Here is a 26,020-nt window from a genome sequence, read left to right as displayed (position 1 = left end):
AAGCCAAGAACGGCCGTGCTTCACAGCAGGGGCGACATCAGCCGTGCCAGCGCCTCGGGTAGCCTATGTCGCCACAGCGAGCGTCCACGCTGGAGCCGCACGGGGTCGCTGGAAGCGAGTTCGCCTTCCATCCACTGCGCCAGCGTGCCGGCGACGCCACGGTCCCGGAACATCATGGAGATCTCGAAATTCAACCGGAAACTCCGGTGGTCGAAATTGGCGCTGCCGATGATCGCCAGCGCGTCGTCGCACAGCAGGGCCTTGCTGTGCATCATGCGCGGGCCGTATTCGTACACCTTCACGCCCGCTGCGAGCAACTCTTCGAAATAGGAGCGCGCCGCCAGCGTCACCAGGCGAGAATCGCTGACCTTGGGCACCAGCAACCGCACGTCGAGGCCGCCCAGGGCGGCCGACGTCAGTGCCATGCGCGCGGCTTCGCCGGGGACGAAATAGGGCGTCACCAGCCATACGCGCTGCTTCGCTTCGTGGATCGCCGCGACCTTGGCGCGATGGATCGGCTCCCAGGCCGAGTCCGGGCCCGACACCAAAGCCTGTACCGAGATCCCGCCGCGGACGTTCGCATCGCTCGCGCTCCACAGGCGCGTGCCCTGGAAATCCTTGCGCTGCTGGCCGGTCGCATACACCCAGTCCTCGACGAACACCTGCTGGACGCTGCGCACGATCTCGCCTTCCAGGCGCAGGTGGAGATCGCGGAAGGCGTCTTCGCACAAGGACTCGTCCTCGTCGTCGGTGACGTTGATGCCACCGGTGAAGGCGATGCGGCCGTCGACCACCACGATCTTGCGGTGCGTGCGCAGGTTCAACCAGGGACGCGTGAAGGGGCGGAAGCGCGTCGGGTGGAACCAGGCGTGCTCACCGCCCGCCTCGATCAATGCACGCAGTGCGCGGCTCTTCAGCCGGTTCGAACCCACGGCGTCCAGCAGCAGCCGAACCTTGACGCCTTCGCGCGCCTTCCGCGTGAGCGCTTCGAGAATGCGCTGGCCGGTGCGGTCGCCGTTGAAGATGTAGTACTCCAGGTGGATGTGGTTCTCGGCCGCGGCGATGGCGTCCAGGATGGCCAGATACGTGGCGCAGCCGTCGACCAGCTGCTGCACGGAGGTTGCGGTGGAAGGCGGCAGCCCGGTCGTCTTCTGCGCCAGCATGGGCAGCTCCGCGCTGTTGCCGTCCGCCGGCGCGAAGACCTCGTAGCTCTCCACGCCCTCGCGCGAGCGCGTGCGGCGCAGCTGGTGCCGCTTGATCCGCTGCGGACCGAGCAGGAAATAGATCAGGTAACCCACGTAGGGCAGCAGTGCGAGCGAAAGCAGCCAGCTCAACGTGGCCACCGGCTCGCGTTTCTGCAGAACGATCCAGGCGCATAACGGCACCAGGTACAGCAGCCAGGCCAGCGTCACCCACAGCTTCAGGTGGGGCAGGGAAACGATGGCGTCGTACGTCGCCCGCAGGAAATCAAGCATGGGGAGATTCTAGGGCGTGGACCGGTAAAAGGCGGGCAGGGACATCGTGTCCGGACGCCGTGCCGGATCTGGGGCGCCGCCGCCATGGCGGCATCACGCGCATCGGCACACCGTTCCCCGCCAGCACCCGCAGGCCGGGCGCGGCCCGTGGGGGCAAGTGTCATGTGAGAACTCGACGGTCACGTGTCCTGCTCACGGGCGGGGCTGCGAAGAGCGTAACGCCAGTCACCTTCTAGCGAGACTTTCATCACAAAAAGTCGCGCGAAGGATATCGCAGCCACGCACCGGAGCAGGGGAAACATGAACAGGATCTACCGCAAAGTCTGGAATCGCGCGCTGGGCCAGTGGGTCGTCGCGTCGGAACTCGCCCGTCGCGATGGCGTGGACGGCGCCACCGGCGCGGTCGCTTCCCCTGCCTCGGCGCCGAAGAATGCCTTGGCGTTGGCCCTTCTGCTGGGATTGGGCGCTGCCGGCGCCGACAGCGCATGGGCGTTCGATGCAGTGTGCGTGGATCCGGCGACCGGATTGCCGGTCGGGAATGTCGCCGCTGCGGGTGACCAGGTGGCTTGCGGCGTGGATGCGGTGGCCATCGGCGCCGAGTCCATCGCCATCGGCGTCCGTGCGCGGGCGACGGGCGTGAGCGCGGTCGCGTTCGGCCCCGATGCGCTGGCGCAAGGCGGCTCCGCGGTCGCGGTGGGCGACAACGCGCAGGCCATCGGGGCGGCAGCCACAGCCCTCGGATTCGAGGCGCGGGCCATCGGGCAGTACAGCATCGCCCTGGGGGCGGGCGCGCAGGCGATGGGCGACCTGGGCTACGCGATGGGCAACAACGCCCAGGCACGGGACCGCGACGTCGCGATCGGTGCGGGCGCGCTGACCGGGTCCACCGGGTCCGCCCAGACGACGGCGATCGGATTCAACTCTGCCTTCGGGTCGACCGGTGCCGTGGAATCCGTTTTCATCGGCGCGACGACCGGCAGCCAGAGCGTTGGACGGCAGAACACGTATGTGGGGTTTGGCGCCGGCTCTTCGGCCAACGGCGACCGCAACGTGTATGCGGGCTATTACGGCGGCGGACAAACGGCGGGCAGTTTCAACGTGGCGGGCGGCCACTACGCGTTGGCCGCCGTTACCGGCAGCCATAACGTGGCGCAGGGCACGGCCGCGGGCGCGTTGGTCACCGGCAGCGGCAATATCGCCATCGGCCAATTGGCCGGCACCCAGGTGACGGTCGATGCCGATGGCAATCCGACGGGCTTGATCCCATCGGCCCACAACGATGCGGTCAACATCGGCAGTAGGACGCGGGCGCTCGCCGACAATGCCGTCGCACTGGGAACGGGAGCGTCGGTCCAGGCCGGCGCAATGCAAGGCATCGCGATCGGCGAAGGCGCGCTGGTGCGCAGCGCGACAACGCGGCCGGGAACCTCCTCCATCGCCCTGGGCGACGGTGCCACGGTCGGCAGCGCCAGTGGAAGCGCGCTGAATGCCCTGGCGTTGGGCACGGGCGCGCTAGTGGGCGACAACGCAAGCGCGGCGTCCAGCAACAATGCGATTGCGATGGGTACCGGCGCGAATGCCTGGGGTGCCAACGCCGTGGCCATCGGCCCCGGTGCGCGCGTCGGCGGATCGTTCGCCACGTCCGTCGGGCATGCGGGTTCGATCGCGATCGGAAGCAACGCAGGGGCGTACTACGCCAACTCGATCTCCGTCGGCAACAACGCCATCGGCCATGCCGACAGCGTCACCGTCGGCGCCAACGCGACCACCACGCCTTCCTACGGCGCTTCCAACTACGGCGGCGGCAGCGTGGCGGTCGGCTATGGCGCCCAAGCCATCAGCGATGCACGGTTCGGTCGATCACAAAGCGCCTCATTCGGCTACAACGCAAGAGCCAACGTGGACGGCGGACTGTCGCTGGGCACGGGCGCGCTGACGACGGCCGTCGATGGCGTTGCCATAGGCAACGCATCGATAGCCGACACCGCCGCCGGCGCCGCGGGTTATGACCCGAGGACAGGACTGCTGTCGACCAGCACCTCGGCGACCTGGCTCAGCACTTCCGGTGCGGTGAGCGTGGGCGGCGCAGGCAACACCCGGCAGATCACCCGTGTCGCCGCCGGCACGCAGGCGACCGATGCGGTCAACGTGGCGCAGCTGCAGGCGGCGCAAACCCGCTACTACAGCGTCAACGACAACGGCGTGGTGGGCGGCAACTACGACAATGACGGTGCACTGGGCACCAATTCGCTGGCGGCCGGCGTGGGTGCCGCCACGGGCGCGACGGCCACCCAGGCTACGGCGCTGGGTTTCAGCAGCAGCGCCACCGGTGCGCACAGTATTTCGGTGGGCGACAGCGTCGCCGACGCGGCCAACAGCGTGGCCGTGGGTCGAAATGCTGCTGCTACAGCCGCCGATGCCGTCGCGATTGGTGGCGCCGATGCGGTGGCCAACGCGGCACGGGCGCAGGGCGCTCGCTCGACCGCGCTGGGCTGGGGCGCGACCGCCGCCGCGGCTGGCAGCGTTTCCGTGGGCGACAGCAGCGCAAACACGCAGAACGCCATCGCGATCGGCACGGGCGCGACCGCGACCGGCACGGGATCCATCGAAGGCTCGGTCGCGATCGGCTACAACGCGCGGGCCACGCAGTACCTGAGCGTTGCTCTCGGCACACGCGCAACGGCCTCCAATCGCTGGGCGATCGCCATCGGCGACATGTCGACGGCATCGGCGAGCGACAGCGTGGCGATGGGAAGTGGCGCGCTCGCCTCCGGCGCGGCATCGACCGCCTTGGGTGTCGTGGCCAATGCCACGGACGAAAGTGCCGTGGCGATCGGCGGTGGCGCGCATGCCTCGGGGCGGCAATCCGTGGCGATTGGCGGTGGCGACTACGCCACCACCAGCATGAGCGACGCTGCGCGCGCGTCGGGGGACCGTGCCATCTCCATCGGCTATCGCGCCATCGCGGGCGCGGACGACAGCGTTGCCATGGGCGTCGCCGCCCAAGCCCTGGGCCTGGGCGGCATCGCGCTCGGCAATGGCGCACACGCCAACGGCGCGCAGTCCATCAGCATCGGCACCGGCAACATGGTCAACGGCGACCGCAGCGGTGCCATCGGTGACCCGAGCATCGTCGATGCCGACGACAGCTACAGCGTGGGCAACAACAACACGCTGGGCGCAGCGGCGAACAACAGCTTCGCGCTGGGCAACAACATCAGCATCGACGTGGCCGACGCCACGGCGCTGGGCAGCGGTACGAGCGTGGCGCAGGTGGGCGGCGTGGCGCTGGGCAGCGGTTCCGTGGCCGGCACGGCAGCAGGCGTCGCGGGCTACGACCCGCGCACCGGTCTGCCGTCTGCCAACACGTCGCCGACGTGGGTCAGTACCCTGGCCGCGGTCAGTATCGGCAGCGCTGGCAACACCCGCCAGATCACCAACGTCGCCGCCGGCACAGACGACACCGACGCGGTCAACGTGGCGCAACTCCGGGCCGTATCGACGGCTGCCGGCGCCGGCTGGAATGCCACCGACGGGAACGGCAACACGGCCAACATCGGCCCGGACGGCACGGTTGCGTTCGAGAGCGGCAACGCGAACATCGCCGTGAGCCAGGCCGGTGTGGACGATGGCGGTGTAATCGACATCACGCTGAGCAACGACCTGGACCTGACCTCGGCGGGCAGCGTCAGCATCGGCGACACCGTGGTGAACAACGCGGGCGTGGCGGTCGGTACGGACGTGGCCTTGGGCAGCGGCGGCCTGACCGTCATCGGCGGCACGACGACGACCATCGTCAGCGGGACCGGCGTGCGCAGCGGCAACGTTGTACTGAGCGGTGTGAGCAATGACGTCACCGGCCTGTCGAACCGGACCTTGGCCGATCCCACCTTCGCCACTGCAGGCCGCGCGGCGACCGAAGAGCAGTTGCGTCTGGTGCGCAACGAGATCACCAGCGGCTTCACGCCACCGACGCGCTACTACGGCGTCAATTCCCTCGGCGGCGGCAACCAGCTGGGCGAGGGCGCGACCGGTGAAGACGCCATGGCGCTGGGCAAGAACGCGGAGTCGGGCGGACAGGATGCGGTCGCGCTGGGGCGCGGTGCGCGTGCGGACGAGGACGGCGGCATGGCGCTGGGCGCCGGTTCCCGGTCGCTGTCGCTCAATGCGCTCGCCGTGGGCGCGGGTGCGGTGGCCTCGCATGAGAACAGCATCGCGCTGGGCGCCGGGTCCGCCACCACCGTCGGTGCCCGCGCCGGCTACCAGGGCGCCTACGTCGGCAGCAGCAGTTCCACCGGCGAAATGAACATCGGCGGGCGCCAGCTCACCGGCGTTGCCGCAGGTTCCGCAGCGACCGACGCGGTGAACGTCAGCCAGCTGCAGGGCGGCGTGACGTACGCGATCACTGAGGCGAACGCCTATACCGATGCGCGCATCGCCACCATCGAGGGCGATCTGGTCGACATCCGCGGCGACATCACCGACATCCAGGGCGATATCGTGCGCATCGAGGGCGACATCACCCATCTGGACACGCGGGTCGGCGACGTGGAGGGCAGCGTGGCCAACCTCACCACCACGGTGAACCAGTTCGACAACCGGGTGACGAACCTGGAGCGCGGCGGCAGCGGTCCGTTCCAGGTCGCGCAGGGAGAAGCCTACGTGGCACCCGCTCCGACCGGTGCGAACGCCAGCGCGGGCGGCAACGGTGCGCGGGCCAGCGGCGACAACAGCACGGCGGTCGGCAACCAGGCCGTGGCCAGCGGCGCCGGCAGTACGGCGATCGGGCAGGGCGCGGTGGCGACGCACGACAACAGTGTCGCGCTCGGCCGAGGCTCGGCCACCACCGTGGGCGCGCAACGCGACTACAACGCGGCGTACGTCGGGGCCAGCACCTCCACCGGCGAGGTCAACGTCGGTGGCCGCACGATCAGCAGCGTGGCGCCGGGCATCGCGGGCACCGACGCGGTCAACGTCGACCAGCTCAACGGTGGTGTCGAATACGCCATCGACCAGGCCAACGCCTACACCGACAGCCGCTTCAACGCGTACCAGGGCGACAGGTGGAACCTGGAGCGCGGCTACCGCGGCGGTACGGCATCGGCGATGGCGATGGCGGGCCTGCCGCAGGCGTACCTGCCGGGCAAGAGCATGCTCTCGGTCGGCTTCGGCGGGTACCAGGGCGAGTACGGCATGGCGTTCGGCCTGTCCGGCATCACCGACAACGGGCGCTGGGTCTACCGCGCGCAGGCCACCGGCAACACCACACGCGATTGGGGCTTCTCGGTCGGCGCGGGCCTGCAGTGGTGATGGCATGAACAACGCCCCCGCCGACGCCCGTCCACTTCCCATTCTTCGTCGAGGTCTCCTGCCAATGTCTGCGTCGTCCCGTCCCGTGCATGTCCTGCGTCGCGCCGCCGCCGTCACCGGCCTGCTGTTGCTGGCCGCATGCGGCACCCGCCACGTCAGCCGCGACATTTCGCCCGACGGCGTCGCCGGCGAGGTGGTGTTTCCCGATCCTGCCGCCGTGCTGCTCGACAACGGCACGTTCCCGAACCGCGACAACCTGCGCGCCGTCGCCGCCGGCATCACCAAGACGCAACTCTACGACCTGCTGGGACGACCGCATTTCCGCGAGAGCTTCCGTGCGCGGGAGTGGGACTACCTGTTCCACTTCCGCACGAAGGAAGGCGTGACCACGTGCCAGTACAAGGTCGTGTTCGACCGGGACTACACCGGCCGGAGTTTCCACTGGGCGCCGGCATCGTGCGCGGCCTTGCTGGAAGGCGGGACATCCGCCTCGACCCCCACGCGGTTCGAACTGTCGGGCGATGCGCTGTTCGCGTTCGATCGCCATGCCGTGGCGGACCTGTTGCCCGGTGGGCGCGAACAGATCGCCGCCATCGCCGCCGAACTGCGTGGCAGCGACCTGTCGTCCGTGCAGGTGATCGGGCATACCGACATGCTGGGCGACGATGCCTACAACCAGAGGCTGTCGCAGCAGCGCGCGCTGTCGGTGCGTCGCCTGCTGATCGAAAGCGGCGTCGCGCCGGCGATGATCACCGCGCTCGGCGCGGGCGCATCGCAACCGGTCGCGTCCTGTGCGGGCGTTGCCGCTCGCGACGCGCGCATCGCGTGCGAACAACCCAACCGTCGCGTGGAGGTGCTTGCCCATGGCACGCGTTGATCGGAGCAGCGCCCGCCGCATCATGCCCCTGGGGCTCCTGCTGCTGGCCATGGTGCCCGTCGCGTCCGTCATGGCCCAGTCGCCAGAGGCCGGACCCGGCAACGCGCCGTCCGTGCTGGCGCCGAACGCCGCCGTCGAGGCCGCGCTGCAGGTCGCCGCGCTGGTGGATGCCGGCCGCATGGGCGAGTTGTGGGACGGCGCGTCGCCGGCGGTGAAGCGCGTGGTGGCGCGCGCGGCCTTCATCGAGGGCATCACGGCCGCACGGAAGCGGCACGGCGCAGTGACGGGGCGGCAATGGCTGGCGGTGCGCCGCCAGGTTCACGATGGCACGCAAACCGTGCCTGCGGGCCACTACGTGAGCATCGAGCTGGCGGGACGGCGTGCGGGCGACAGGCAGCTCCGCGAACTCGTATCGCTGCGGCTGGACGAAGACGGCACCGCACGGCTCAGCGGCTATGTGGTGGAGTAACGGCGTGCCTGATGCGCGCCGCACCCCAGGGCTCGCCGTGCTGGCGGTGATGCTCGCCGCGCCCGCGTTCGCACCGTCTTCCCGCTCCGCCGCCACCGCCGCGCCCGGCACCTCGCTGTACGCCGTCAACGCGGCCTCCCTCGCGACCGCGATGACGTACTGCATGAAAACGCACGGTCCCCTGCGCATCGGCTCGCGCGGCGAGACGTGCTTTCGCGAGGCGCGCAACCTGCCGGCACGCTATGGGCTGAGGACGCATGCCGAGCGGATCGACCGAACCTGCCACGATCCCGCCCAGTTCAATACCTGCATCACGCCGGAGATCGGCCGGCTGGTGATCGAACTGAACACCCACTTCGACGAACGCCGACCCTAGACCTGCGGGCGGATCTCCGGCTCTGCGACGCGGCTTCCATAAGATGTGGCCATGGGCGCACCGAAACATCCGGGCATCAAGGGACGGGGTTCCACCGGCTATCTGCCGGGACGGTTCGCCGTCACCATGCCGCAGGCGGTGGACGACGGCTGGCACGAGGCCGACACCGAAGGCGACATCGCGTCGGCGCCGCGGACCGAGGTGACCGAGGAACTCGCACGCAGCGTCATCACCCGCAACCAGTCGCCCGACATTCCGTTCGACCAGTCGTTGAACCCCTACCGTGGCTGCGAGCACGGGTGCGTCTACTGCTTTGCTCGTCCCTCCCATGCGTATCTGGATCTCTCGCCGGGCCTGGACTTTGAGACGAAGATCTTTGCCAAGTCGAACGCCGCTGAGTTGCTCAGGCTCGAGCTATCCAAACCTTCCTACCAGTGCTCGCCGATCGCACTGGGCATCAACACCGACGCCTATCAGCCAACCGAGCGCAAGTACCGGATTTCCCGTCAGTGCCTTGAGGTGCTCGCCGAGACAAAGCATCCGGTGAGCCTGGTGACCAAGTCAGCGCTGATTGAGCGTGATCTTGATCTCTATGCACAGATGGCCAAAGAGGGTCTGGTGTCCGTCTACTTCTCCGTCACTACCTTGGACAATCACCTTTCAGCCAGCATGGAGCCCCGAGCGGCGGCACCGCATGCACGTTTACGGGCCATGAAAGCATTTCATGATGCCGGCGTACCGGTTGGCGTCTTGGTAGCGCCGGTCATCCCGATGATCAACGATAAGGAGCTGGAGAAGATCCTGGAGGCTGCCAAGGACCACGGTGCGCGGTCAGCAGGCTATGTCCTGCTTCGCCTGCCACATGAGCTGACACAGGTCTGGCGGGAATGGTTGGAGCTGCATTATCCGGATCGCGCCAGGCACGTGATGAGCTTGATTCAGCAGATGCGGGGCGGGAAGGACTACGACAGTCGATTCGGTACACGCATGCGGGGCGAGGGTCCCTTTGCGCAGCTGCTGAAAACACGTTATGAGAAAGCGTATCGCCGCCTCGGCTTTGACCGCCTGGCTGCGCTGGACTGCACCAAGTTCGTCAAACCGAACAAGCCCTCGCCGCAGGGCCAGCTGTTCTGATGCCTGATTGACCATCGGCAGAACCCAGTCGAAGAGCCGCCCTGCCGTTGCCAACGGAGGAGCGAGAGAAGATGCTAATTCTGGCTGGTCCGAATTGCAGGAAGGAGGTCAGTTTTCTCGGTAAGGCACTGAATCTAATCGATTAGCTGGAGCCGGCTAAAATTAGCAAGTTATGAGAATTCTCGCTAATTCGCCGCATCGGCCATCGAAGCTTAAGTCTGGGTCAGCCAGCCATCGCGGCCGCCCCAGATCCGACACAGGTCCGTCGCCCAGCGCTCGTCCGGGGCCTGCGCGACCGACGGAAGCGCCTGGACCCGCGGGCGCATGCCCACGGCCCGCTCGCGGACCTGCCAACCCATCAGCTGGAACACACGCTGCATGGTGTTCTTGTTTATGCCCATCACTGCCTAACTGGTTGGCGCTTAGCAACGGGTGGCAGCGCCGCATGGGTCAGCGTGTCATCAGGCAAGAATGAGTCACGGACATTCAGAACCCCCGGCGCGGCAGCTTTCCGACGTGAATTCGTGGTTCTCGCGCATTCGGCGCTGATGCCGAAGACTGCCTTCTGGGCCAGCTGGATGTGCCACCCCATACCACCTCACGCCGAGGAAGAACTGAACAACTTTCTAGGCAGTCACAAAATGTTGGTGCTCGTATTGTTTTGCGCGTCCCTCCCACGCCTACCTCGACCTGTCGCCGGGGCTGGACTTCGAAACGAAGATCTTCGCCAAGACCAACGCGCCGGAGGTGTTGCGGCGGGAGCTGGCGAAGCCGGGCTATCGCGTCAGTCAGATCTCGCTGGGCATCAACACCGACGCTTACCAGCCGACCGAACGCAGGCTGCAACTGACCCGCCGCATCATCGAGGTGCTGGCGGAAACCCGGCATCCGTTCTCGCTGATCACCAAGAACGCGCTGGTCGAACGCGACCTCGACCTGCTGGCGCCGATGGCGCGCGAGCGACTGGTGCATGTGTACTTCTCCATCACCACGCTGGACAACGCGCTGTCGTCGCGGCTCGAGCCGCGCGCGTCCGCGCCGCACGGCCGGCTGCGGGCGGTGAAGCAGCTCAGCGAGGCCGGCGTGCCGGTGGGCGTGATGTTCGCGCCGGTGATTCCTTGGGTGAATGATCACGAGCTCGAAGCCGTCCTCGACGCGGCGCGCGACGCGGGCGCCACCGCCGCCGGTTACGTGCTGTTGCGCCTGCCGCACGAAGTCGCGCCGCTGTTCCGCGACTGGCTGCAGACGCACCTGCCGGAGCGCGCGGCGCACGTGATGAGCACCCTCCGGCAGCTGCGCGGCGGCAAGGACTACGACAGCCGCTTCGGGCAGCGACTGCGCGGCGAGGGCGTGTATGCCGAGCTGCTGGCGCGGCGGTTCGCGCTGGCGTTGAAGCGCGCGGGCTTCGAAGGGCGACGGCACCCGCCGTTCGACACCACCCGCTTCGTGCCGCCGCGTGCGCCGTCGCCGCAGGGCGAACTGTTCTGACCTCGGGCGCGCTGCGACGATCGGTCACATCGACCCGGTGATCGCGCTTCGGACAATACGCGCTTCCGTCCGTGGCGTATCTTCGATGATCCAGTCGCTTTACCTCGCCGGTCCCGACATCTTCCGTCCCGACGCCGTGGCGCACGGCGAGCGATTGAAGGCGTTGTGCGCACGGCATGGTTTCGAGGGCCTGTTTCCGCTCGATGCGCAGGTGGCGGGGCACGCGACCGGCGATCCACTCGAAACCGCACGCTGGATCTACCGCGCGGACATCGGCCTGCTGGACGCCGCGGATGCCGTGCTGGCCAACCTCGATTTCTTCCGCGGCGCGGAACCGGACAGCGGGACATGTTTCGAAGTCGGTTACGCGATTGCCCGCGGCAAGCCCGTCTATGGCTACGTGCCCGACGGAGGCGGCCTGGCGGAGCGCATCCGCCGACGGTGCCCGCAGTATCTCGGCGAGGATGCCGGCGTCGATGCTGCTGGCTGGGAGCTGGAGGAATTCGGCCTGCCGCTCAACCTGATGCTGGCCGTGCCCTGCGTGATGGTGGTGGGCGACGCGGAGGCCGCGCTGCAGCGCCTGCGCGCGGACCTCGATGCGCGTCGCGCGACGGTCTAGCCGCTTGCGTACAGCCGCTCGGCCCGCTGGAACAGCACCCAGCTCGTCGCGATGTACTTGTCGCCGTGCAGCGGCCGGTTGCCGCGATGCGTGTGCGTGAAGGCCGTGGGCGCGATCAGCAGGCTGCCGGTGCGTGGCACGATCCTGCGCTGCTGGTGGAAGAATTCGGTCTCGCCGGCGCCGAAACCGTCGTTGAGATAGAGCGTCCACAGCACATGGCGATGCAGCGTCTCCGCATCGGCCGCTTTCGGGAACAGCTCGCAGTGCCAGTAGGGATAACCGCCTTCGCCGGCGGCATAGCGCTGCAGGTTGATCTTGCCCGGCACGAAGACCTTCATCACCAGCTTCATCAGCGCGGCCTCGTCCATGCCCGCGATGTCGTCGTGGCGAAGCCGGCGCAGCGTGCCGTCGGCATCCGGCTGTTGCAGCATAAGCGGTGCGATCAGGCTGAACGGGTACTTCCGGAGGTAGTGCTGCAGGCCGGCGAGCACGGCCAGGTTGAGGCGCTGCTCCACGTCGCGCCAGTCGGCCTGGCCGCTGATGTTGATGTCGCGGCTGTGCTTGAGCTCGGGATGGAGGCCGCCGCCGACGCGCCCGGGCTGGTCCTGTCCGCTGCCGTCGAAGCGCGCGACGATGGCGCGGCAGGTGTCCGCGTCCAAGGCGTCGGGATAGACCTCGATGAAGTCGGCAGGGGGGCTCATGCCCGGATTCTAGCCTCGGCGCCCTTCGTGCAAGTCCCCCGTGACCGCCAGGCACGACGCCATCGGGAAGCGCCTGGCGGACCCTGTGCAACCGACTTCACGCGGTTACGACATAGATGAACAATATATGGCCGCTTTCACCCCCCTGCCGCGTTCTGACTTACTCTCAGGCACGTGACAAGGGGGCTGCATGACTGGGGAAACGAACCGCGAGGCCATCCAGGCCGCATTGAAGCACTTCATCCTGGGCCAGTTTCCGGCCCTGCAGGGTCAGCACCTGCAGGCGGACGACTCGCTGCTGGACCTCGGGGTCATCGACTCGCTGGGGGTCCTCGATATCGTCACCTTCATGGAACAGCGCTATGGCCTGACCCTCGGCGACGAGGACATGGTGGCCGACCATTTCGCGTCCATCGCGGCCATGGCCGATATGATCCAGGCCAGGCTGCCCGCCGACGCATGACGGCGTACCTGCTGCACCACCTGCTCCGCGACAGCGCTGAGCGGCATGGCGACAAGGAGGCGCTGGTCCACCGCGACACGCGACTGGGCTACGCGGACCTGTGGCGCGCGGCACAAGGCGTGGCGAGCGGCCTGCGCGAAGCCGGCGTCAGGCCCGGCGATCGCGTGGGGGTGCTGCTGGATCCGTCGCCGGCCCTGCCGGTCGCCTTGTTCGGCATCGCCGCCGCGGGGGCGGTGTTCGTGCCCATGCACCATGGCCTGTTCCCGGAGCAGATCGAGCACATCGTGCGCGACTGCGGCATGGCATGCCTGGTCACCGATGCGGCGCGTTGGCAGCGCCTGGGCGGTGGACTGCAGTCCTGCGACGCGCTGTCCCGCGTGGCCCTCACGGGCCAGGTCGCCGACGACGGGAACCGGACGGACGCGGTGGCGATCCATGCGTTCGATGGCTGGTGCGCGAGTGGCCGGGCCGCGCCAGCTCCCCACCGCATCGGCCGCGACCTGGCGGCGATCCTCTACACCTCCGGTTCCACCGGCAAGCCCAAGGGCGTGATGCTGAGCCACGCCAACCTGCTGGCCGGCAGCGCCATCGTGTCGGAGTACCTGGGCATCGGGCCGTCCGACCGCATCCTGGCGGCCTTGCCTTTCAGTTTCGACGCCGGCCTGAACCAGCTGCTGACGGCGATACGCCAGGGCGGCACCTGTGTGCTGATCCGCTTCCTGTTCGCGCACGAGATCGTGGAGACGATGGCGCGCGAGCGGGTGACGGGGCTGGCCGGCGTTCCGCCGCTGTGGAACCTGCTGGTGCAGGACAGTTCGCGCTTGCGCAGCACGTCCCTGCCCGCGTTGCGCTACGTCACCAACACCGGCGGCGCGTTGCCGTTGCCCACCCTGGCGCGTCTGCGTGAGGCGCTGCCGGAAACCGACGTGGTGCTGATGTACGGGCTGACCGAGGCCTTCCGGTCGACCTACCTGCCGCCGGAGGAACTCGATCGCCGACCCACCTCGATGGGCAAGGCCATTCCGAACACCGAGATCCTGGTGCTGGACGACGCCGGCCGACCCTGCGCGCCCGGCGAGATCGGCGAGCTGGTGCATCGCGGGCCGACCGTCTCGATGGGCTACTGGGGACAGCCGGAGCTGACGGCCAAGGTGCTGCGCCCGAATCCGCTCCCGCCGCCGGGCACGGTCGGCGGCGAACTCGTCTGCTACTCCGGCGACCTGGTGCGCACGGACGAAGACGGCTTCCTTTACTTCGTCGGTCGCCGCGACAACCAGATCAAGTCGGCCGGCTTCCGCATCAGCCCCACCGAAGTCGAACAGGCGCTGTCCCGCAGCGGACCGGTGCGGGATGCGGCCGTGATCGGCATTCCGGACGATGCGCTGGGCCAGCGGCTGGTGGCGTGCGTGGTGCCGCAGGAAGGCAGCGACCTGGACGTTCCCGCCCTGCTCGCGGGCGTGTCGCGCCTGCTGCCGCGCCACATGGTGCCGCAGGTCGTCGACGTGATGGACGACCTGCCCAAGACGGGCAGCGGCAAGATCGATTACCCCGCGTTGCGCCGTCGTGCGCTGGCGGAGGCGCCGGGCCATGGCTGAGCCGGGCGGCGTCAGTACCACGGTGGCCGCCCTGCTCGAGCGCCGGTTCTGGGTACGGGCCGGCGAACTGCACATCGGCGGGATCGGCGTGCGTGCGCTTGCCGACGCCCATGGCACGCCGCTGTTCGTCTACGACCTGGACGGCGTGCGCCGGCAATGGCAGGCGTTGCGCGACGCGCTGCCGGCACGCTTCGACATCTGCTATTCGGTCAAGGCCAATCCGTCGCAGGCGCTGATCCGGTGCCTGCTCGACCTCGGTTGCGGCATGGAAATCGCCTCCCGCGGCGAACTGCACCAGGTGCTGGTCGCCGGCTGCGCCGCCGAGCGCATCCTGTTCGCCGGACCGGGCAAGCGCGACGACGAACTCGAGCAGGCCGTCGCGGCGGGCGTGGGCGAAATCCACATCGAATCCCTGGCCGAAGCCCGCAGGCTGGAAGCGATCGCGCAGCGGCACGCGAAGACCGTCCGCATCGCGCTGCGCATCAATCCCGCCGGCGCTGTCGAAGGCGGCGGCATGCGCATGGGGGGGCGCGCCGCGCCGTTCGGCATCGACGAGGACCAGGCCGATGGCGTGGTCGATGCCCTGCGCGCGTCGCCGTGGCTGCGCATCGTTGGCGTCCATCTCTACATGGGAACGCAGATCCTCGATGCCGCGTTGTTGTTGCGGCAGTACGGCGAGGCGCTCGACATCGCGCGCCGGGTCGCGTCGCGCTGCGGGTATCCGCTGGAGACGCTCGACTTCGGCGGCGGTCTCGGCATTCCGTATTTCGACCACGAACGTCCGCTGGACCTCGCGGTGTTACGGCAGGGACTGGTCGCGCTGGTCGCTTCCACCGCAGGCGACTCATGGCTGTCGACCACGCGGTTCGTGGTGGAACCCGGGCGGTTCCTGGTCGGCGAAGCCGGCGTCTACCTGAGCCGGGTGATCGACGTGAAGCAGTCGCGCGGCAAGACCTTCGTCGTCGTCGACGGCGGCATGCACCATCACCTGGCGGCCTCGGGCAATCTCGGCCAGACCATCAAGCGGAATTTCCCGCTCGCGGCGATCGACCGGCTCGACGATGCCTGCGACCCGCCCGTCGACGTGGTCGGCCCGCTGTGCACCCCGCTGGATACGTTGGCACGCAGCGCGGTCCTGCCCGCGCTGCGGCCGGGAGACCTGGTCGGCATCTTCCAGTCGGGCGCCTACGCGCGCACGGCCAGCCCGCACGGTTTCCTCAGCCATGGCGCGCCGGCCGAAGTGGTGGTGGATGCCGGCATCGCGCGGCTCGCGCGCCGCCGCGGCTGCGACGAAGACGCGCTCGCGGACCAGGTCGTCGATCACGGCGGGCGGTCCTGAACGTGGGTGCGGACACGTCATGGCGCGCATAGTCCCGCTCGACGCGGCGATGGTGCCGGCGCTGGAGCGCGAGATCCTGCCCCAGCTCAACCCCCGCATGCCCGCGGAACGCTGGCGCCGCCTGTTCCTGCCGCCGTGGCGGCACGAGGGACCGCTGGGCCACGTGCTGGTGGAAGGCGAGCGTATCGTCGGCATGATCGGCACACTGTTCGGGCAGCGCGACATCGAGGGAATCCCGCATCGCGTGTGCAACCTGCACAGCTGGTACGTGGCGCCCGAACACCGGGCGATGAGCCTGATGCTGCTCAAGCCGCTGCTGTCGATGCGCGACGTGACGCTGACCGACTTCAGTCCGTCGCCGCGCGTGCTGGAGATCTCGCGTCGCCTCGGATTCCAGGTGCTCGACGACCGTGTGCACGTGTTGCCCGCGCTGCCGGGACGTGCGCGCGGCAGTGTCGAGGTCGGGATGCTCGTCGACGACGCGCATGCCGCCACGGTGCTCTCGCCCACGGACCTCGCGCTGTTCCGCGACCATCAGGGACTCGACTGCGAGCATCTGCTGGCGCGGGACGGCGATGCGTACTGCTATGTCGTCCACACCGGCCACCGTCAGCGCCTACTGCGCTATCGGCGCGTGCAGTACCTCAGCCATCCCGCGCTGTTCGCGCGGCACCATCACGCGATCCGGCACCACGCGCTGCGGCGTGGAGGCCATGCGCTGGTGGTCGGTGCGCGACGGATGGAAGGGCACGCGGTGCCCTGGTCGCTCCCGGCCCGGTCCCATCCCAGCCTGTACCGTGGCGCCGCGCCGGCGACCGCGCTGGACGGGCTCTACTCCGAACTGCCGCTGCTGGGCCTGCCGCTGGAGTTCACCGCGCTGCGTGCGCTGGCCTCGCTGCGCCATCGCCTGCGCGGGCGCACCCCGGCGCCCTGACGCGCGCCGCCGCGATCAGGCCGCGGCGGTGTCGTGCGCCCGGTGGTAGCGGACAGCGGCTTCGACTTCCTGCTTCGAGCCCAGGAACACCGGCACGCGCTGGTGCAGCTGGGTCGGGCGCAGCGACAGGATGTCCTCGCGGCCGGTGCTGGCGGCGCCGCCGGCCTGTTCCACCAGCAGGCCCATCGGGTTGGCCTCGTACATCAGGCGCAGCTTGCCGGCCTTGCCGGGATCCTTGCGGTCCCACGGATAGATGAAGATGCCGCCGCGGGTCAGGATGCGGTGCACGTCGGCGACCATGCTGGCGATCCAGCGCATGTTGAAGTCCTTGCCGCGCGGGCCTTCCCTGCCGGCGAGCAGGTCGTCGACGTAACCCTGCATCGGCGCTTCCCAGTGGCGCTGGTTGGACATGTTGATGGCGAACTCCTTCGTCTCCTCGGGAATACGCATGTCGCGCTGGGTCAGCACGAAGGCGCCCTGCTCGCGATCCAGCGTGAACGCGTGGGTGCCGTTGCCGGTGGTCAGCACCAGCATCGTGCTGGGTCCGTAGATGCAGTAGCCGGCGGCGACCTGCTCGCGACCCGGCTGCAGGAAGTGCTCGTCGCCCGGCTTCGTCACGCCGTCCGGGCAGCGCAGCACCGAGAAGATGGTGCCGACCGAGACGTTGACGTCGATGTTGGAGCTGCCGTCCAGCGGATCGAACAGCAGCAGGAAGCCGCCGCGCGGATAGGCGTCCGGGATCGGCTGGCTGTGGTCCATTTCCTCCGACGCGCACGCGGCCAGGTGGCCGCCCCAGGCATTGGCCTCCAGCAGGATGTCGTTGCTCAGCACGTCCAGCTTCTTCTGCGCCTCGCCCTGCACGTTGCCGGTGCCGGCGTCGCCCAGCACGCCGCCCAGCGCGCCCTTGCTGACCGCGATGGAGATGCTGGTGCAGGCGCGGGCCACCACCGCGATCAGCTGGCGCAGGTCGGCGCTGATGCGGCCGGCGCGCTGTTCCTCGATCAGGTAGCGGCTCAGCGAGACGGCGGACGGAGCAGGAGCGGGCATGATGGGGTCCACGGCGAAGGTGGCGCGCATTGTCCGGGTTAATGAGACCAATGCAAGACCATTCGCCCTGCTTGCGGACCCGGAAAGGATGGATGGAATGGACGAAGCGACCCCGCAGACCTGGCTGGCCCTGTCCTCGGCACTCGGGCTGGGCCTGCTGATCGGGCTGGTGCGCGAACGCAGCGGCGGGCGCGGCCACAGGATCGCCGGCCTGCGCACGCACGCGCTGGTGGCGCTGGGCGCGGCGGTGGCCGCTTCGCTCGGCCAGCCGGTGTTGCTGGTCGGCCTGGGCATCACCGGCGTCCTCGCAGCGATGGCCTACCGGGCGACCCACCGGGACGATCCCGGCCTGACCAGCGAGGTGACGCTGGTGGTGACCTTCCTGCTCGGCGCGATGGCGATGCGGACTCCCGCCTTGGCGACCGCGTTGGCGGTGGTGGTGGCCGTGCTGCTGTACGCCAAGCAGCCGCTGCACGCACTGACCCGCGACACCTTCAGCGAGCGCGAAGTCTTCGACGGCCTGCTGCTGCTGGCGTCGGCGCTGGTGATCCTGCCGATCCTGCCGGATCGCGCGATCGGTCCGTTCGAGGCGATCAACCTGGCGACGATCTGGAAGCTCGTCGTGCTGGTCATGGCCGTCAGCGCGCTCGGCCACATCGTGCTGCGCGTGGTCGGCAACCGCTGGGGGCTGGCGGCGGCGGGCTTCTTCGCCGGCTACGTGTCGTCCACCGCGGCGACGATCGGCTTCGGCCAACGGGCGAAGGAAACGCCGGCGCTGCTGCGTTCCGCGGTGGCCGCGGCGCTGTTGTCCAATCTCGCCTCGCTGACGTTGTGCGTGCCGATCCTGTGGGCGGTGTCGCCGCCGCTGGTGCGCGACCTGCTGCCTGAGCTGTGCGTGATCGGTGCGGTGTTGCTGGCGGGCGGCCTGGTGGGCCTGCGTGCCGGGCGCGAGGAGACGGTCAAACCGCCGACCTCGGAAAGCCGCATGTTCCGCTTCGGCCAGGCACTGGGCTTCGCAGTGCTGGTCGCCGTGCTGACGTTCGTCGCGGCGGCGCTGGCCGCATGGATCGGTCCGCGGGGTGCGATGGCGGCGGCGGCCCTGTCCGCGGCGGCGGAACTGCATGCCGCCGTGGCCACGCTCGCCAACCAGTTCGCCCGCGGCGGCCTGGAAGCGGCGGAAGCACGCTGGTGGATGCTCGCGCTCCTGTCGGCCAGCTTGATCGCCAAGTCCGTCATCGCGTGGGCCAGCGGAGGCGCGGCCTATGGTCTGCGTGTGTCGGCGGGATTGCTGACCGCGCTCGCCGCCGGTGCGGCGATGGTGTGGGTGTTCTGAAGTGCCCGTGATGCCTGGTGTGGGAGCGACGTCAGTCGCGATGCTTGTCCCCTGATAGTTCATCGCGACTGACGTCGCTCCCACAGGAAGCAGCGTCGGCGTCCTTCAGATGATCCGCAGCGTGATCGCCTTCAGCACGGCGCGGGTGCGGTCGCGCGTGCCCAGCTTATCGAGGATGGTGGAGACGTAGTTCTTCACCGTGCCTTCGGCGAGGAACAGCGTGCGTGCGATCTCCTTGTTCGAGTAGCCGCCGGCGAGCAGGCGCAGGATCGCGACCTCGCGCTCGCTGAAAGTATCGGTGGGCGGTGCTTCGTCGCGGAAACGGAAGCGCGCGCGCACAGGATCGGTGCTCACCGGCTGCAGCAATGTCTCGCCACCGGCCACGCGCTGGATGGCGTCGTGCAGGTCTTCCGGTGCGGCGTCTTTCAGCAGGAAGCCCTGCGCGCCGGCATCGGTCGCGCGGAGCAGCAGGTCGCTGTCGTCGAACGTGGTCAGCAGCAGGAACGGCGTCCGGTCGCCGCGCTCGCGCAACTGGATCAGCGCGTCGATGCCGTCCACGCCCGGCATGCGGATATCGCTCAACACCACATCCACCGGTTGCGATTCCAGCTTCGCCAGCAGGTCGGCGCCGTCGTCGGCCTCGAACACCACCTCTATCTGCTGCGCCTTCAGCAGGGCGCGCAGGCCGGCACGGACCAGCGCCTGGTCGTCGGCCAGGGCGACACGCACGCTCATGCGGGCAGCCTCACGTCGAGACGCAGGCCGCCGCTTGCGCTGTTGCCCAGGCGCACGTCACCCCCCAGGGCGGCGACGCGCTCACGGATGCCCGACAGGCCGTTGCCTTCCCGCACGCCGCCCTTGAGGCGGCCGTCGTCTTCGATCTGCAGGTGCATGCCTGCGTCCTCCCTTTTCAGTGAAACCGTCAGTGTTTCCGCACTGGCATGGCGCGCGGCGTTGGTCAGGCACTCCTGCACGATACGCAGCAACGATTCGGCGACGGCGGGATCGTCGACCTTCACGTCGTCCTCGATGCGGAGATCCAGCGCCGGCCGCGGCAGCGGCGCAGCCAGGGCGCGAATCGCCGTCTGCAGATCCAGTCCACGCGAATCGCGCATGGCCTGCACGACACTGCGGATGTCGTCCAGCAGCTCGGTCGAAAGCTGCTGCGCGATGCGGATTTCCTCCCGAGCCGCCAGCACCGGATCGCTCGCGAGCGCGCGCAGGTTGAGCTTCATCGCGGTCAGCTTGTGTCCTGCGACGTCATGCAGCTCGCGCGCCACGCGCAGGCGTTCGGCGTCGCGCGCGCTGTCGGCCAGCAACGCGCGCGTCGCCAGCAGGTCGGCATTGACACGGGCCAGCGCATCGCGCGAATCCTCGGCGCGGCGGGCGTAATGCACGCATAGCCCGGCCAGCGACTGGAACCCGATGTTGATCAGCGTCATCGTGAACGGCGCGCCGAACTCGTGATGCACCATCATCAGGTAGAAGGCCGCGTTCAACAGTGCGGCGGCACCGATCAACCAGCGCGGCGGCAGGACGTTCGTGGCGCAGGCGACCCAGACGACCAGCAGCACCTGCGCCGTACCCAGGCGCGGCGTCAGCCAGGCGAGCAGCAGGCATAGACCCGCCATCGCCGCCAGGGCCATCAACTTGCGGTTGCGCCAGCCCTCCGGACCGATGGCGAAGAAGAGGAACGCGGCGGCGTAGCCCGCCAGTGCGGCGGCAGCGGCGGGCAGCACGTCCGATGGCAGGAAGCGCAGGCCCAGCGCCACGGCGGCCAGCGTGAAGGCGCCAGCCAGCGTCATGGGTTCGCGAAGTCGGGTCAGGGAGGTCCACATGCGTCCATGCTGTCGCCTGCCCCGCGCCGAGGCAATGGCCTCAACGCAAGTGGTGACTTCCGGCAGGTCGGCCGGACCTCGTCAGAACGCGTCGCCCGGCACGCGCACCGCGCCTTCCATCAGCACGCGCGCGCTGCGGCTCATGACCGCCTTCGTTACCGCCCACTTGCCGTCCACCTGTTTGACGTCCGCACCGACGCGCAACGTGCCGGAGGGATGCCCGAATACCAGCACCTCGCGCGTGCCGCCGCCCGCCGCCGCATTCACCAGCGTGCCCGGCACGGCCGCCGCCGTGGCGATGGCGACGGATGCGGTGCCCATCATCGCGTGGTGCAGCTTGCCCATCGACATGGCACGCGCGAGCAGGTCGATATCCCCGGCCTGCACCCGCTTGCCGCTGGACGACACGTAATCCTTCGGCGGCGCGACGAAGGCCACCTTCGGCGTCAGCGGACGCTTCGCCGCGGCCTCCACGCTGTCGACCAGGCCCATGCGGACCGCGCCCTGCGCGCGGATCGCTTCCAGCTTCGCCAGCGCGGCCTTGTCCTCGTTGATCGCGCCCTGCAGCTCGGTGCCGTCGTAGCCCAGCGCCGCGGCCTCGACGAACACCACCGGCACGCCGGCATTGATCATCGTGGCCTTGAACACGCCCACGCCCGGCACGTCGAGATCATCGACCAGCCGGCCGGTGGGGAACATCGCACCGCCGCCCTCGCCTTCGCCCTCGTCGGCGGGATCGATGAATTCCAGTTGTACTTCCGCCGCCGGGAACGTCACGCCGTCCAGTTCGAAGTCGCCGGTCTCCTGCACTTCGCCGTTCGTCACCTGCACATGGGCGACGATGGTCTTGTGGATGTTGGCCTGCCAGATGCGGACGGTGACGACGCCGTTCTCGGGAATGCGCGCCGCATCGATGAAGCCGTTGGCGATCGCGAACGGACCCACCGCCGACGACAGGTTGCCGCAGTTGCCGCTCCAGTCGATGAAGGACTCGTTGATCGGCACCTGCCCGTACAGGTAATCCACGTCATGCCCCGGCTGCGTGCTGGCCGAAATGATCACCACCTTGCTGGTGCTCGACGTCGCCCCGCCCATGCCGTCGGTGTGCTTACCGTACGGATCAGGCGAACCGATGACGCGGCTCAGCAATGCATCGCGCACCGGCCCCGGCGCCCGTGCGCGTTCGGGCAAATCCTGCAGGCGGAAGAATACGCCTTTCGACGTGCCGCCGCGCATGTAGGTGGCGGGGATGCGGATCTGGGGGACGTGGGACATATCGGGAACTCGGTCAGTTGGGCTGTTCTCCCCTCTCCCCTTGCGGGAGAGGGGTTGGGGGAGAGGGTGCTCTTTCGCGCAGCGCCTGCCAAATCGATTCCAGCACGGCATCGGTATGCAGGAGTATCTCGTCGTTCCAGAACCGCAGAACGGAGAAATCTTGTGCGATCAACCAAGCCTCGCGCGCCTTATCCGCAGGTGATCCGGCATGCTGCCCGCCATCGGCTTCGACGATCAATCGCGCTCCGAAATGCACGAAATCGACGATGTAGGGACCGATCGGTTGCTGACGGCGGAACTTCTCGCCATACAGTCGGTGTGCACGCAGATGTTTCCAGAGCCGATGTTCGGCATCGGTCATTTGCCTGCGGAGCAGCTTCGCGAACGTGCGTGACGCCATGGTGCCCCCTCTCCCCAACCCCTCTCCCGCGAGGGGAGAGGGGCTTGCGATGTCCGTTTGCAGGAAAGAGAGCATAGATCGCATCACGCCCCATCCGGAATCTCCGGCTCCACCAGCTTCGCCAGCAGTTCCAGCGATTCCTGCCAGCCCTGGTAGCAGAAGTCGACCGGGATCGCGGCGGGAATGCCTTCCTGCACGACATTGAGCTCGGTGCCGGCGATGCTCTGCTTCAGCGTCACGGTCACCTGCATCTGGCCTGGCAGGCCGGGGCTGTCGAACTGGTCGGTGTAGCGCAGTAGTTCGTTCTCCACCAGCTCCACATAAGTGCCGCCGAAGGAATGGCGGGAACCGGTGCCGAAGTTGGTGAACGACATCGTGTAGCCGCCGCCCACGCGCGCGTCCATCGAATGGACCTTGCCGGTGAACCCGTGCGGCGGCAGCCACTTCACCATCGCGTCCGGGTCGAGGAAGGCACGGTAGACGCGCGACGGCGGTGCGCGCAGTACGCGGTGCAGGCGGACGGTACCGGGGATGCTGTCGGACATGATCGGACTCCTGTGCGTTGGGTGTACCGATACGACGAACGGGTCAGGCCGCTTTCGACGCGTCGAGGAAATCCTGCGCGAACCGCTGCAGCACGCCGCCCGCCTCGTAGATCGACACTTCCTCGTCCGAGTCCAGCCGGCAGGTCACCGGCACCTGTACGATCTCGCCGTTGGCGCGGTGGATCACCAGCGTCAGCTCGGCGCGCGGCCGGCGCTCGCCGACCACGTCGAAGGTCTCGGTGCCGTCGATGCCCCAGGTCTTGCGGGTCTCGCCCGGCTTGAACTCCAGCGGCAGCACGCCCATGCCGATCAGATTGGTGCGGTGGATGCGCTCGAAGCCCTCGGCGACGATCGCCTCCACGCCCGCCAGCCGGACGCCCTTCGCCGCCCAGTCGCGCGAGCTGCCCTGGCCGTAGTCGGCGCCGGCGATGATCACCAGCGGCTGCTTGCGATCCATGTAGGTCTCGATGGCTTCCCACATGCGCACCACCTGCCCGTCCGGCTCGATGCGCGCCAGCGAGCCCTTCTTCACTTCACCATCGACCACCGCCATCTCGTTGACGAGCTGCGGATTGGCGAACGTCGCGCGCTGCGCGGTCAGGTGGTCGCCGCGGTGCGTGGCGTAGGAATTGAAGTCCTCTTCCGGCAGGCCCATCTTCGCCAGGTACTCGCCGGCCGCGCTGGACGCGAGGATCGCGTTCGATGGCGACAGGTGGTCGGTGGTGATGTTGTCGCCGAGCACCGCCAGCGGCCGCATGCCGCGCAGCGTGCGCTCGCCCGCCAGCGCGCCTTCCCAGTACGGCGGACGGCGGATGTAGGTGCTTTGCGGGCGCCACGCGTACAGCGGGTCGACCTTGCCGCCGTGCTCGACGCGCACGTTGAACATCGGCTCGTAGACCTTGCGGAACTGCGCCGGCTTCACGCTCGTCTTGACGATGGCGTCGATCTCCTCGTCGCTCGGCCAGATGTCCTTCAGCGTGACGGCGTTGCCATCGGCATCGATGCCCAGCGCGTCCTTCTCGATGTCGAAGCGCACGGTACCGGCGATGGCGTAGGCGATCACCAGCGGCGGCGAGGCCAGGAACGCCTGCTTCGCATACGGGTGGATGCGGCCGTCGAAGTTGCGGTTGCCGGACAGCACGGCGGTCGCGTACAGGTCGCGGTCGATGATCTCCTGCTGGATCTTCGGATCCAGCGCGCCGCTCATGCCGTTGCAGGTGGTGCAGGCGAACGCGACGATGCCGAAGCCGAGCTTCTCCAGGTCGGGCAGCAGGCCGGATTCCTCCAGATACAGCTGCACCGCCTTGGAGCCGGGCGCCAGCGACGACTTCACCCACGGTTTGCGCACCAGGCCCTTCGCGTTGGCGTTGCGCGCGAGCAGCGCGGCGGCGATGACGTTGCGCGGGTTGCTGGTGTTGGTGCACGACGTGATCGCGGCGATGATCACCGCGCCGTCGGGCATCAGGCCCTGCGCTTCCTCTCCCCTGCCTGCCTGCAGCTTGGCTTCGTCGGCGATGCCGCGCTCGGCCAGTGCACTCGTCGGCAGGCGCTTGTGGGGGTTCGACGGGCCGGCCATGTTGCGCACGACGGTGGACAGGTCGAACTGCAGCGTGCGTTCGTACTGCGCCGTCTTCAGATCATCGGCCCACAGGCCGGCGGTCTTCGCATAGGTCTCGACCAGCGCGACCTGCTCGTCGCTGCGGCCGGTCAGGCGCAGGTAGTCCAGCGTGTTGTCGTCGATGAAGAACATCGCCGCGGTCGCGCCATATTCCGGCGCCATGTTGGAAATCGTCGCGCGATCGCCGATGGTCAGTGCCGCCGCGCCTTCGCCGCGGAATTCGAGATAGGCGCCGACCACCTTCGACTGGCGCAGGAACTCGGTCAGCGCCAGAACCACGTCGGTCGCGGTGATGCCGGGCTGCGGCCTGCCGCTCAGCTCCACGCCGACGATGTCCGGCGTGCGCATCCACGACGCGCGGCCGAGCATGACGTTCTCCGCTTCCAACCCGCCGACGCCGATCGCGATGACGCCCAGCGCGTCGACGTGCGGCGTGTGGCTGTCGGTACCGACGCAGGTGTCGGGGAACGCGACGCCGTCCTGCACGTAGACGACCGGCGACATCTTCTCCAGATTGATCTGGTGCATGATCCCGTTGCCCGGCGGGATCACGTCGACGTTCTTGAACGCCAGCTTGGTCCAGTCGATGAAGTGAAACCGGTCCTCGTTGCGGCGGTCCTCGATGGCGCGGTTCTTCGCGAACGCATCCGGGTCGTAGCCGCCGCACTCCACCGCCAGCGAGTGGTCGACGATCAGCTGCACCGGCACCACGGGGTTCACCTGCGCCGGATCGCCGCCCATGTCGGCGATGGCGTCGCGCAGGCCGGCCAGGTCGACCAGCGCGGTTTGGCCAAGGATGTCGTGGCAGACCACGCGCACCGGGAACCACGGGAAATCGAGGTCGCGGCGGCGCTCGATGAGCTGGCGCAGGTAGTCGTCGCGCCGTGCGGGATCGGCGCGGCGGACGATGTTCTCGGCATGGACGCGCGCCGTGTACGGCAGCGTGGACCACGCCCCGGGTTGCAACGCATCGACCGCGGCGCGCGCGTCGTAGTAGTCGAGCTTCGTGCCCGGGAGCATGGTGCGATAGTCGGTATTCATGGCGTGCCGTCAGCTGTGAGTGGGCGCGCGTGGCGCTGGCCCGGCGCGCGATCACTATGCTACCGGAGCGCCCGGCCACCCAAGCGGCACGGCGACCCATCGTCGGAAAGAAATCCCCGATGCGTTGATGGAGACCATCAACG

Annotated in this window: 21 protein-coding genes and 3 pseudogenes; 14 read left to right on the top strand and 10 right to left on the bottom strand. The window is 68.5% G+C overall.

What is annotated here, in order from left to right; translation table 11 throughout:
* Window positions 1–20: 20 nt before the first annotated feature.
* The gene (gene cls, locus AC1Q5B_RS04490) at window positions 21–1,475 is read right to left on the bottom strand and encodes a cardiolipin synthase (protein ID WP_492630521.1); all 1,455 of its coding nucleotides are present in this window, start codon (window positions 1,473–1,475) and stop codon (window positions 21–23) included.
* A 300-nt stretch (window positions 1,476–1,775) separates the two neighbouring features.
* Between cls and AC1Q5B_RS04485 the strand changes: the two are divergent.
* The 7 genes and pseudogenes from AC1Q5B_RS04485 to AC1Q5B_RS04455 all read left to right on the top strand — a co-directional run.
* Window positions 1,776–4,547 (top strand): annotated as a pseudogene (locus AC1Q5B_RS04485) (ESPR-type extended signal peptide-containing protein); the annotation flags it as partial.
* A gap of 324 nt (window positions 4,548–4,871) precedes the next feature.
* A pseudogene (locus AC1Q5B_RS04480) lies at window positions 4,872–4,985 on the top strand (hypothetical protein); the annotation flags it as partial.
* 96 nt (window positions 4,986–5,081) lie between these two features.
* Window positions 5,082–6,785 carry a YadA family autotransporter adhesin gene (locus AC1Q5B_RS04475; RefSeq protein WP_492630946.1) on the top strand — a complete coding sequence of 568 codons (1,704 nt, stop codon included), beginning with the start codon at window positions 5,082–5,084 and terminating at the stop codon, window positions 6,783–6,785.
* A gap of 64 nt (window positions 6,786–6,849) precedes the next feature.
* Window positions 6,850–7,662 carry an OmpA family protein gene (locus tag AC1Q5B_RS04470; RefSeq protein WP_492630520.1) on the top strand — a complete coding sequence of 271 codons (813 nt, stop codon included), beginning with the start codon at window positions 6,850–6,852 and terminating at the stop codon, window positions 7,660–7,662.
* A gap of 22 nt (window positions 7,663–7,684) precedes the next feature.
* Window positions 7,685–8,131 carry a DUF4019 domain-containing protein gene (locus AC1Q5B_RS04465; RefSeq protein WP_492630519.1) on the top strand — a complete coding sequence of 149 codons (447 nt, stop codon included), beginning with the start codon at window positions 7,685–7,687 and terminating at the stop codon, window positions 8,129–8,131.
* Window positions 8,132–8,135: 4 nt separating this feature from the next.
* The gene (locus tag AC1Q5B_RS04460; protein WP_492630518.1) at window positions 8,136–8,507 is read left to right on the top strand and encodes a hypothetical protein; all 372 of its coding nucleotides are present in this window, start codon (window positions 8,136–8,138) and stop codon (window positions 8,505–8,507) included.
* Between the two features lie 51 nt (window positions 8,508–8,558).
* Window positions 8,559–9,641, top strand: coding sequence for a PA0069 family radical SAM protein (locus AC1Q5B_RS04455; RefSeq protein WP_492630517.1), 1,083 nt, complete (start codon window positions 8,559–8,561; stop codon window positions 9,639–9,641).
* 212 nt (window positions 9,642–9,853) lie between these two features.
* Here the strand turns inward: AC1Q5B_RS04455 and AC1Q5B_RS04450 are convergent, their stop codons facing one another.
* Window positions 9,854–10,042: a hypothetical protein gene (locus tag AC1Q5B_RS04450; protein ID WP_492630516.1), complete on the bottom strand. Its 189-nt coding sequence runs from the start codon at window positions 10,040–10,042 to the stop codon at window positions 9,854–9,856.
* Window positions 10,043–10,289: 247 nt separating this feature from the next.
* Between AC1Q5B_RS04450 and AC1Q5B_RS04445 the strand changes: the two are divergent.
* Window positions 10,290–11,129: pseudogene (locus tag AC1Q5B_RS04445) on the top strand (PA0069 family radical SAM protein); the annotation flags it as partial.
* 85 nt (window positions 11,130–11,214) lie between these two features.
* Window positions 11,215–11,748 carry a nucleoside 2-deoxyribosyltransferase gene (locus AC1Q5B_RS04440; RefSeq protein WP_492630515.1) on the top strand — a complete coding sequence of 178 codons (534 nt, stop codon included), beginning with the start codon at window positions 11,215–11,217 and terminating at the stop codon, window positions 11,746–11,748.
* Here the strand turns inward: AC1Q5B_RS04440 and AC1Q5B_RS04435 are convergent.
* Window positions 11,745–12,449 (bottom strand): 2OG-Fe(II) oxygenase, encoded by a 705-nt coding sequence (locus AC1Q5B_RS04435; RefSeq protein WP_492630514.1) that lies wholly within the window; start codon window positions 12,447–12,449, stop codon window positions 11,745–11,747. The two genes, AC1Q5B_RS04440 and AC1Q5B_RS04435, sit on opposite strands and share 4 nt — an antisense overlap.
* A 190-nt stretch (window positions 12,450–12,639) precedes the next feature.
* On the opposite strand from AC1Q5B_RS04435, the gene AC1Q5B_RS04430 reads away from it, so the two are divergent.
* The 4 genes from AC1Q5B_RS04430 to AC1Q5B_RS04415 are packed head-to-tail and all read left to right on the top strand — an operon-like array spanning window position 12,640 to window position 16,780.
* Complete coding sequence (locus AC1Q5B_RS04430; protein ID WP_492630513.1) at window positions 12,640–12,912, top strand: acyl carrier protein; 273 nt, start codon at window positions 12,640–12,642, stop codon at window positions 12,910–12,912.
* Window positions 12,909–14,507, top strand: coding sequence for an acyl-CoA ligase (AMP-forming), exosortase A system-associated (locus tag AC1Q5B_RS04425; protein ID WP_492630512.1), 1,599 nt, complete (start codon window positions 12,909–12,911; stop codon window positions 14,505–14,507). The genes AC1Q5B_RS04430 and AC1Q5B_RS04425 overlap by 4 nt, the downstream gene beginning before the upstream one ends.
* Window positions 14,500–15,846, top strand: coding sequence for a diaminopimelate decarboxylase (gene lysA, locus AC1Q5B_RS04420; RefSeq protein WP_492630511.1), 1,347 nt, complete (start codon window positions 14,500–14,502; stop codon window positions 15,844–15,846). The genes AC1Q5B_RS04425 and lysA overlap by 8 nt, the downstream gene beginning before the upstream one ends.
* A gap of 19 nt (window positions 15,847–15,865) precedes the next feature.
* Window positions 15,866–16,780: a hypothetical protein gene (locus AC1Q5B_RS04415; RefSeq protein WP_492630510.1), complete on the top strand. Its 915-nt coding sequence runs from the start codon at window positions 15,866–15,868 to the stop codon at window positions 16,778–16,780.
* Between the two features lie 15 nt (window positions 16,781–16,795).
* On the opposite strand, the gene AC1Q5B_RS04410 is transcribed toward AC1Q5B_RS04415, so the two are convergent.
* Entirely contained in the window at window positions 16,796–17,827 is a 1,032-nt protein-coding gene (locus AC1Q5B_RS04410; protein WP_492630509.1) for a class 1 fructose-bisphosphatase, read from the bottom strand.
* 97 nt (window positions 17,828–17,924) lie between these two features.
* Between AC1Q5B_RS04410 and AC1Q5B_RS04405 the strand changes: the two genes are divergently transcribed.
* Window positions 17,925–19,160 (top strand): MgtC/SapB family protein, encoded by a 1,236-nt coding sequence (locus tag AC1Q5B_RS04405; RefSeq protein WP_492630508.1) that lies wholly within the window; start codon window positions 17,925–17,927, stop codon window positions 19,158–19,160.
* A gap of 105 nt (window positions 19,161–19,265) precedes the next feature.
* Here the strand turns inward: AC1Q5B_RS04405 and AC1Q5B_RS04400 are convergent, their stop codons facing one another.
* The 6 genes from AC1Q5B_RS04400 to acnD all read right to left on the bottom strand — a co-directional run bounded on the left by AC1Q5B_RS04400 (window position 19,266) and on the right by acnD (window position 25,877).
* On the bottom strand, window positions 19,266–19,895 hold the full coding sequence (locus tag AC1Q5B_RS04400; protein ID WP_492630507.1) for a response regulator transcription factor: 630 nt from the start codon (window positions 19,893–19,895) through the stop codon (window positions 19,266–19,268).
* Window positions 19,892–20,998 (bottom strand): sensor histidine kinase, encoded by a 1,107-nt coding sequence (locus AC1Q5B_RS04395; protein WP_492630506.1) that lies wholly within the window; start codon window positions 20,996–20,998, stop codon window positions 19,892–19,894. The genes AC1Q5B_RS04400 and AC1Q5B_RS04395 overlap by 4 nt, the downstream gene beginning before the upstream one ends.
* An 81-nt stretch (window positions 20,999–21,079) precedes the next feature.
* Window positions 21,080–22,273: a 2-methylaconitate cis-trans isomerase PrpF gene (gene prpF / locus AC1Q5B_RS04390; protein ID WP_492630505.1), complete on the bottom strand. Its 1,194-nt coding sequence runs from the start codon at window positions 22,271–22,273 to the stop codon at window positions 21,080–21,082.
* 13 nt (window positions 22,274–22,286) lie between these two features.
* On the bottom strand, window positions 22,287–22,673 hold the full coding sequence (locus tag AC1Q5B_RS04385) for an endonuclease domain-containing protein (protein ID WP_492630504.1): 387 nt from the start codon (window positions 22,671–22,673) through the stop codon (window positions 22,287–22,289).
* A gap of 83 nt (window positions 22,674–22,756) precedes the next feature.
* Complete coding sequence (locus tag AC1Q5B_RS04380; protein WP_492630503.1) at window positions 22,757–23,218, bottom strand: SRPBCC family protein; 462 nt, start codon at window positions 23,216–23,218, stop codon at window positions 22,757–22,759.
* Between the two features lie 43 nt (window positions 23,219–23,261).
* Complete coding sequence (gene acnD / locus AC1Q5B_RS04375) at window positions 23,262–25,877, bottom strand: Fe/S-dependent 2-methylisocitrate dehydratase AcnD (RefSeq protein ID WP_492630502.1); 2,616 nt, start codon at window positions 25,875–25,877, stop codon at window positions 23,262–23,264.
* Window positions 25,878–26,020: the final 143 nt, after the last annotated feature.

It is taken from the genome of Pseudoxanthomonas sp. GW835-FHT14C01 (assembly GCF_058793715.1).
This window is presented reverse-complemented; position numbering and strand designations above follow the sequence as displayed.

Coding starts and splice junctions, on each gene's coding strand:
- AC1Q5B_RS04430 (WP_492630513.1), top strand. CDS start 12,640: ATGACTGGGGAAACGAACCGCGAGGCCATCCAGGCCGCATTGAAGCAC.
- AC1Q5B_RS04440 (WP_492630515.1), top strand. CDS start 11,215: ATGATCCAGTCGCTTTACCTCGCCGGTCCCGACATCTTCCGTCCCGAC.
- prpF (WP_492630505.1), bottom strand. CDS start 22,273: ATGTCCCACGTCCCCCAGATCCGCATCCCCGCCACCTACATGCGCGGC.
- AC1Q5B_RS04470 (WP_492630520.1), top strand. CDS start 6,850: ATGTCTGCGTCGTCCCGTCCCGTGCATGTCCTGCGTCGCGCCGCCGCC.
- AC1Q5B_RS04405 (WP_492630508.1), top strand. CDS start 17,925: ATGGACGAAGCGACCCCGCAGACCTGGCTGGCCCTGTCCTCGGCACTC.
- AC1Q5B_RS04395 (WP_492630506.1), bottom strand. CDS start 20,998: ATGTGGACCTCCCTGACCCGACTTCGCGAACCCATGACGCTGGCTGGC.
- AC1Q5B_RS04425 (WP_492630512.1), top strand. CDS start 12,909: ATGACGGCGTACCTGCTGCACCACCTGCTCCGCGACAGCGCTGAGCGG.
- AC1Q5B_RS04435 (WP_492630514.1), bottom strand. CDS start 12,449: ATGAGCCCCCCTGCCGACTTCATCGAGGTCTATCCCGACGCCTTGGAC.
- AC1Q5B_RS04450 (WP_492630516.1), bottom strand. CDS start 10,042: ATGGGCATAAACAAGAACACCATGCAGCGTGTGTTCCAGCTGATGGGT.
- AC1Q5B_RS04415 (WP_492630510.1), top strand. CDS start 15,866: ATGGCGCGCATAGTCCCGCTCGACGCGGCGATGGTGCCGGCGCTGGAG.
- AC1Q5B_RS04410 (WP_492630509.1), bottom strand. CDS start 17,827: ATGCCCGCTCCTGCTCCGTCCGCCGTCTCGCTGAGCCGCTACCTGATC.
- AC1Q5B_RS04400 (WP_492630507.1), bottom strand. CDS start 19,895: ATGAGCGTGCGTGTCGCCCTGGCCGACGACCAGGCGCTGGTCCGTGCC.
- AC1Q5B_RS04380 (WP_492630503.1), bottom strand. CDS start 23,218: ATGTCCGACAGCATCCCCGGTACCGTCCGCCTGCACCGCGTACTGCGC.
- acnD (WP_492630502.1), bottom strand. CDS start 25,877: ATGAATACCGACTATCGCACCATGCTCCCGGGCACGAAGCTCGACTAC.
- cls (WP_492630521.1), bottom strand. CDS start 1,475: ATGCTTGATTTCCTGCGGGCGACGTACGACGCCATCGTTTCCCTGCCC.
- lysA (WP_492630511.1), top strand. CDS start 14,500: ATGGCTGAGCCGGGCGGCGTCAGTACCACGGTGGCCGCCCTGCTCGAG.
- AC1Q5B_RS04465 (WP_492630519.1), top strand. CDS start 7,685: ATGCCCCTGGGGCTCCTGCTGCTGGCCATGGTGCCCGTCGCGTCCGTC.
- AC1Q5B_RS04455 (WP_492630517.1), top strand. CDS start 8,559: ATGGGCGCACCGAAACATCCGGGCATCAAGGGACGGGGTTCCACCGGC.
- AC1Q5B_RS04385 (WP_492630504.1), bottom strand. CDS start 22,673: ATGGCGTCACGCACGTTCGCGAAGCTGCTCCGCAGGCAAATGACCGAT.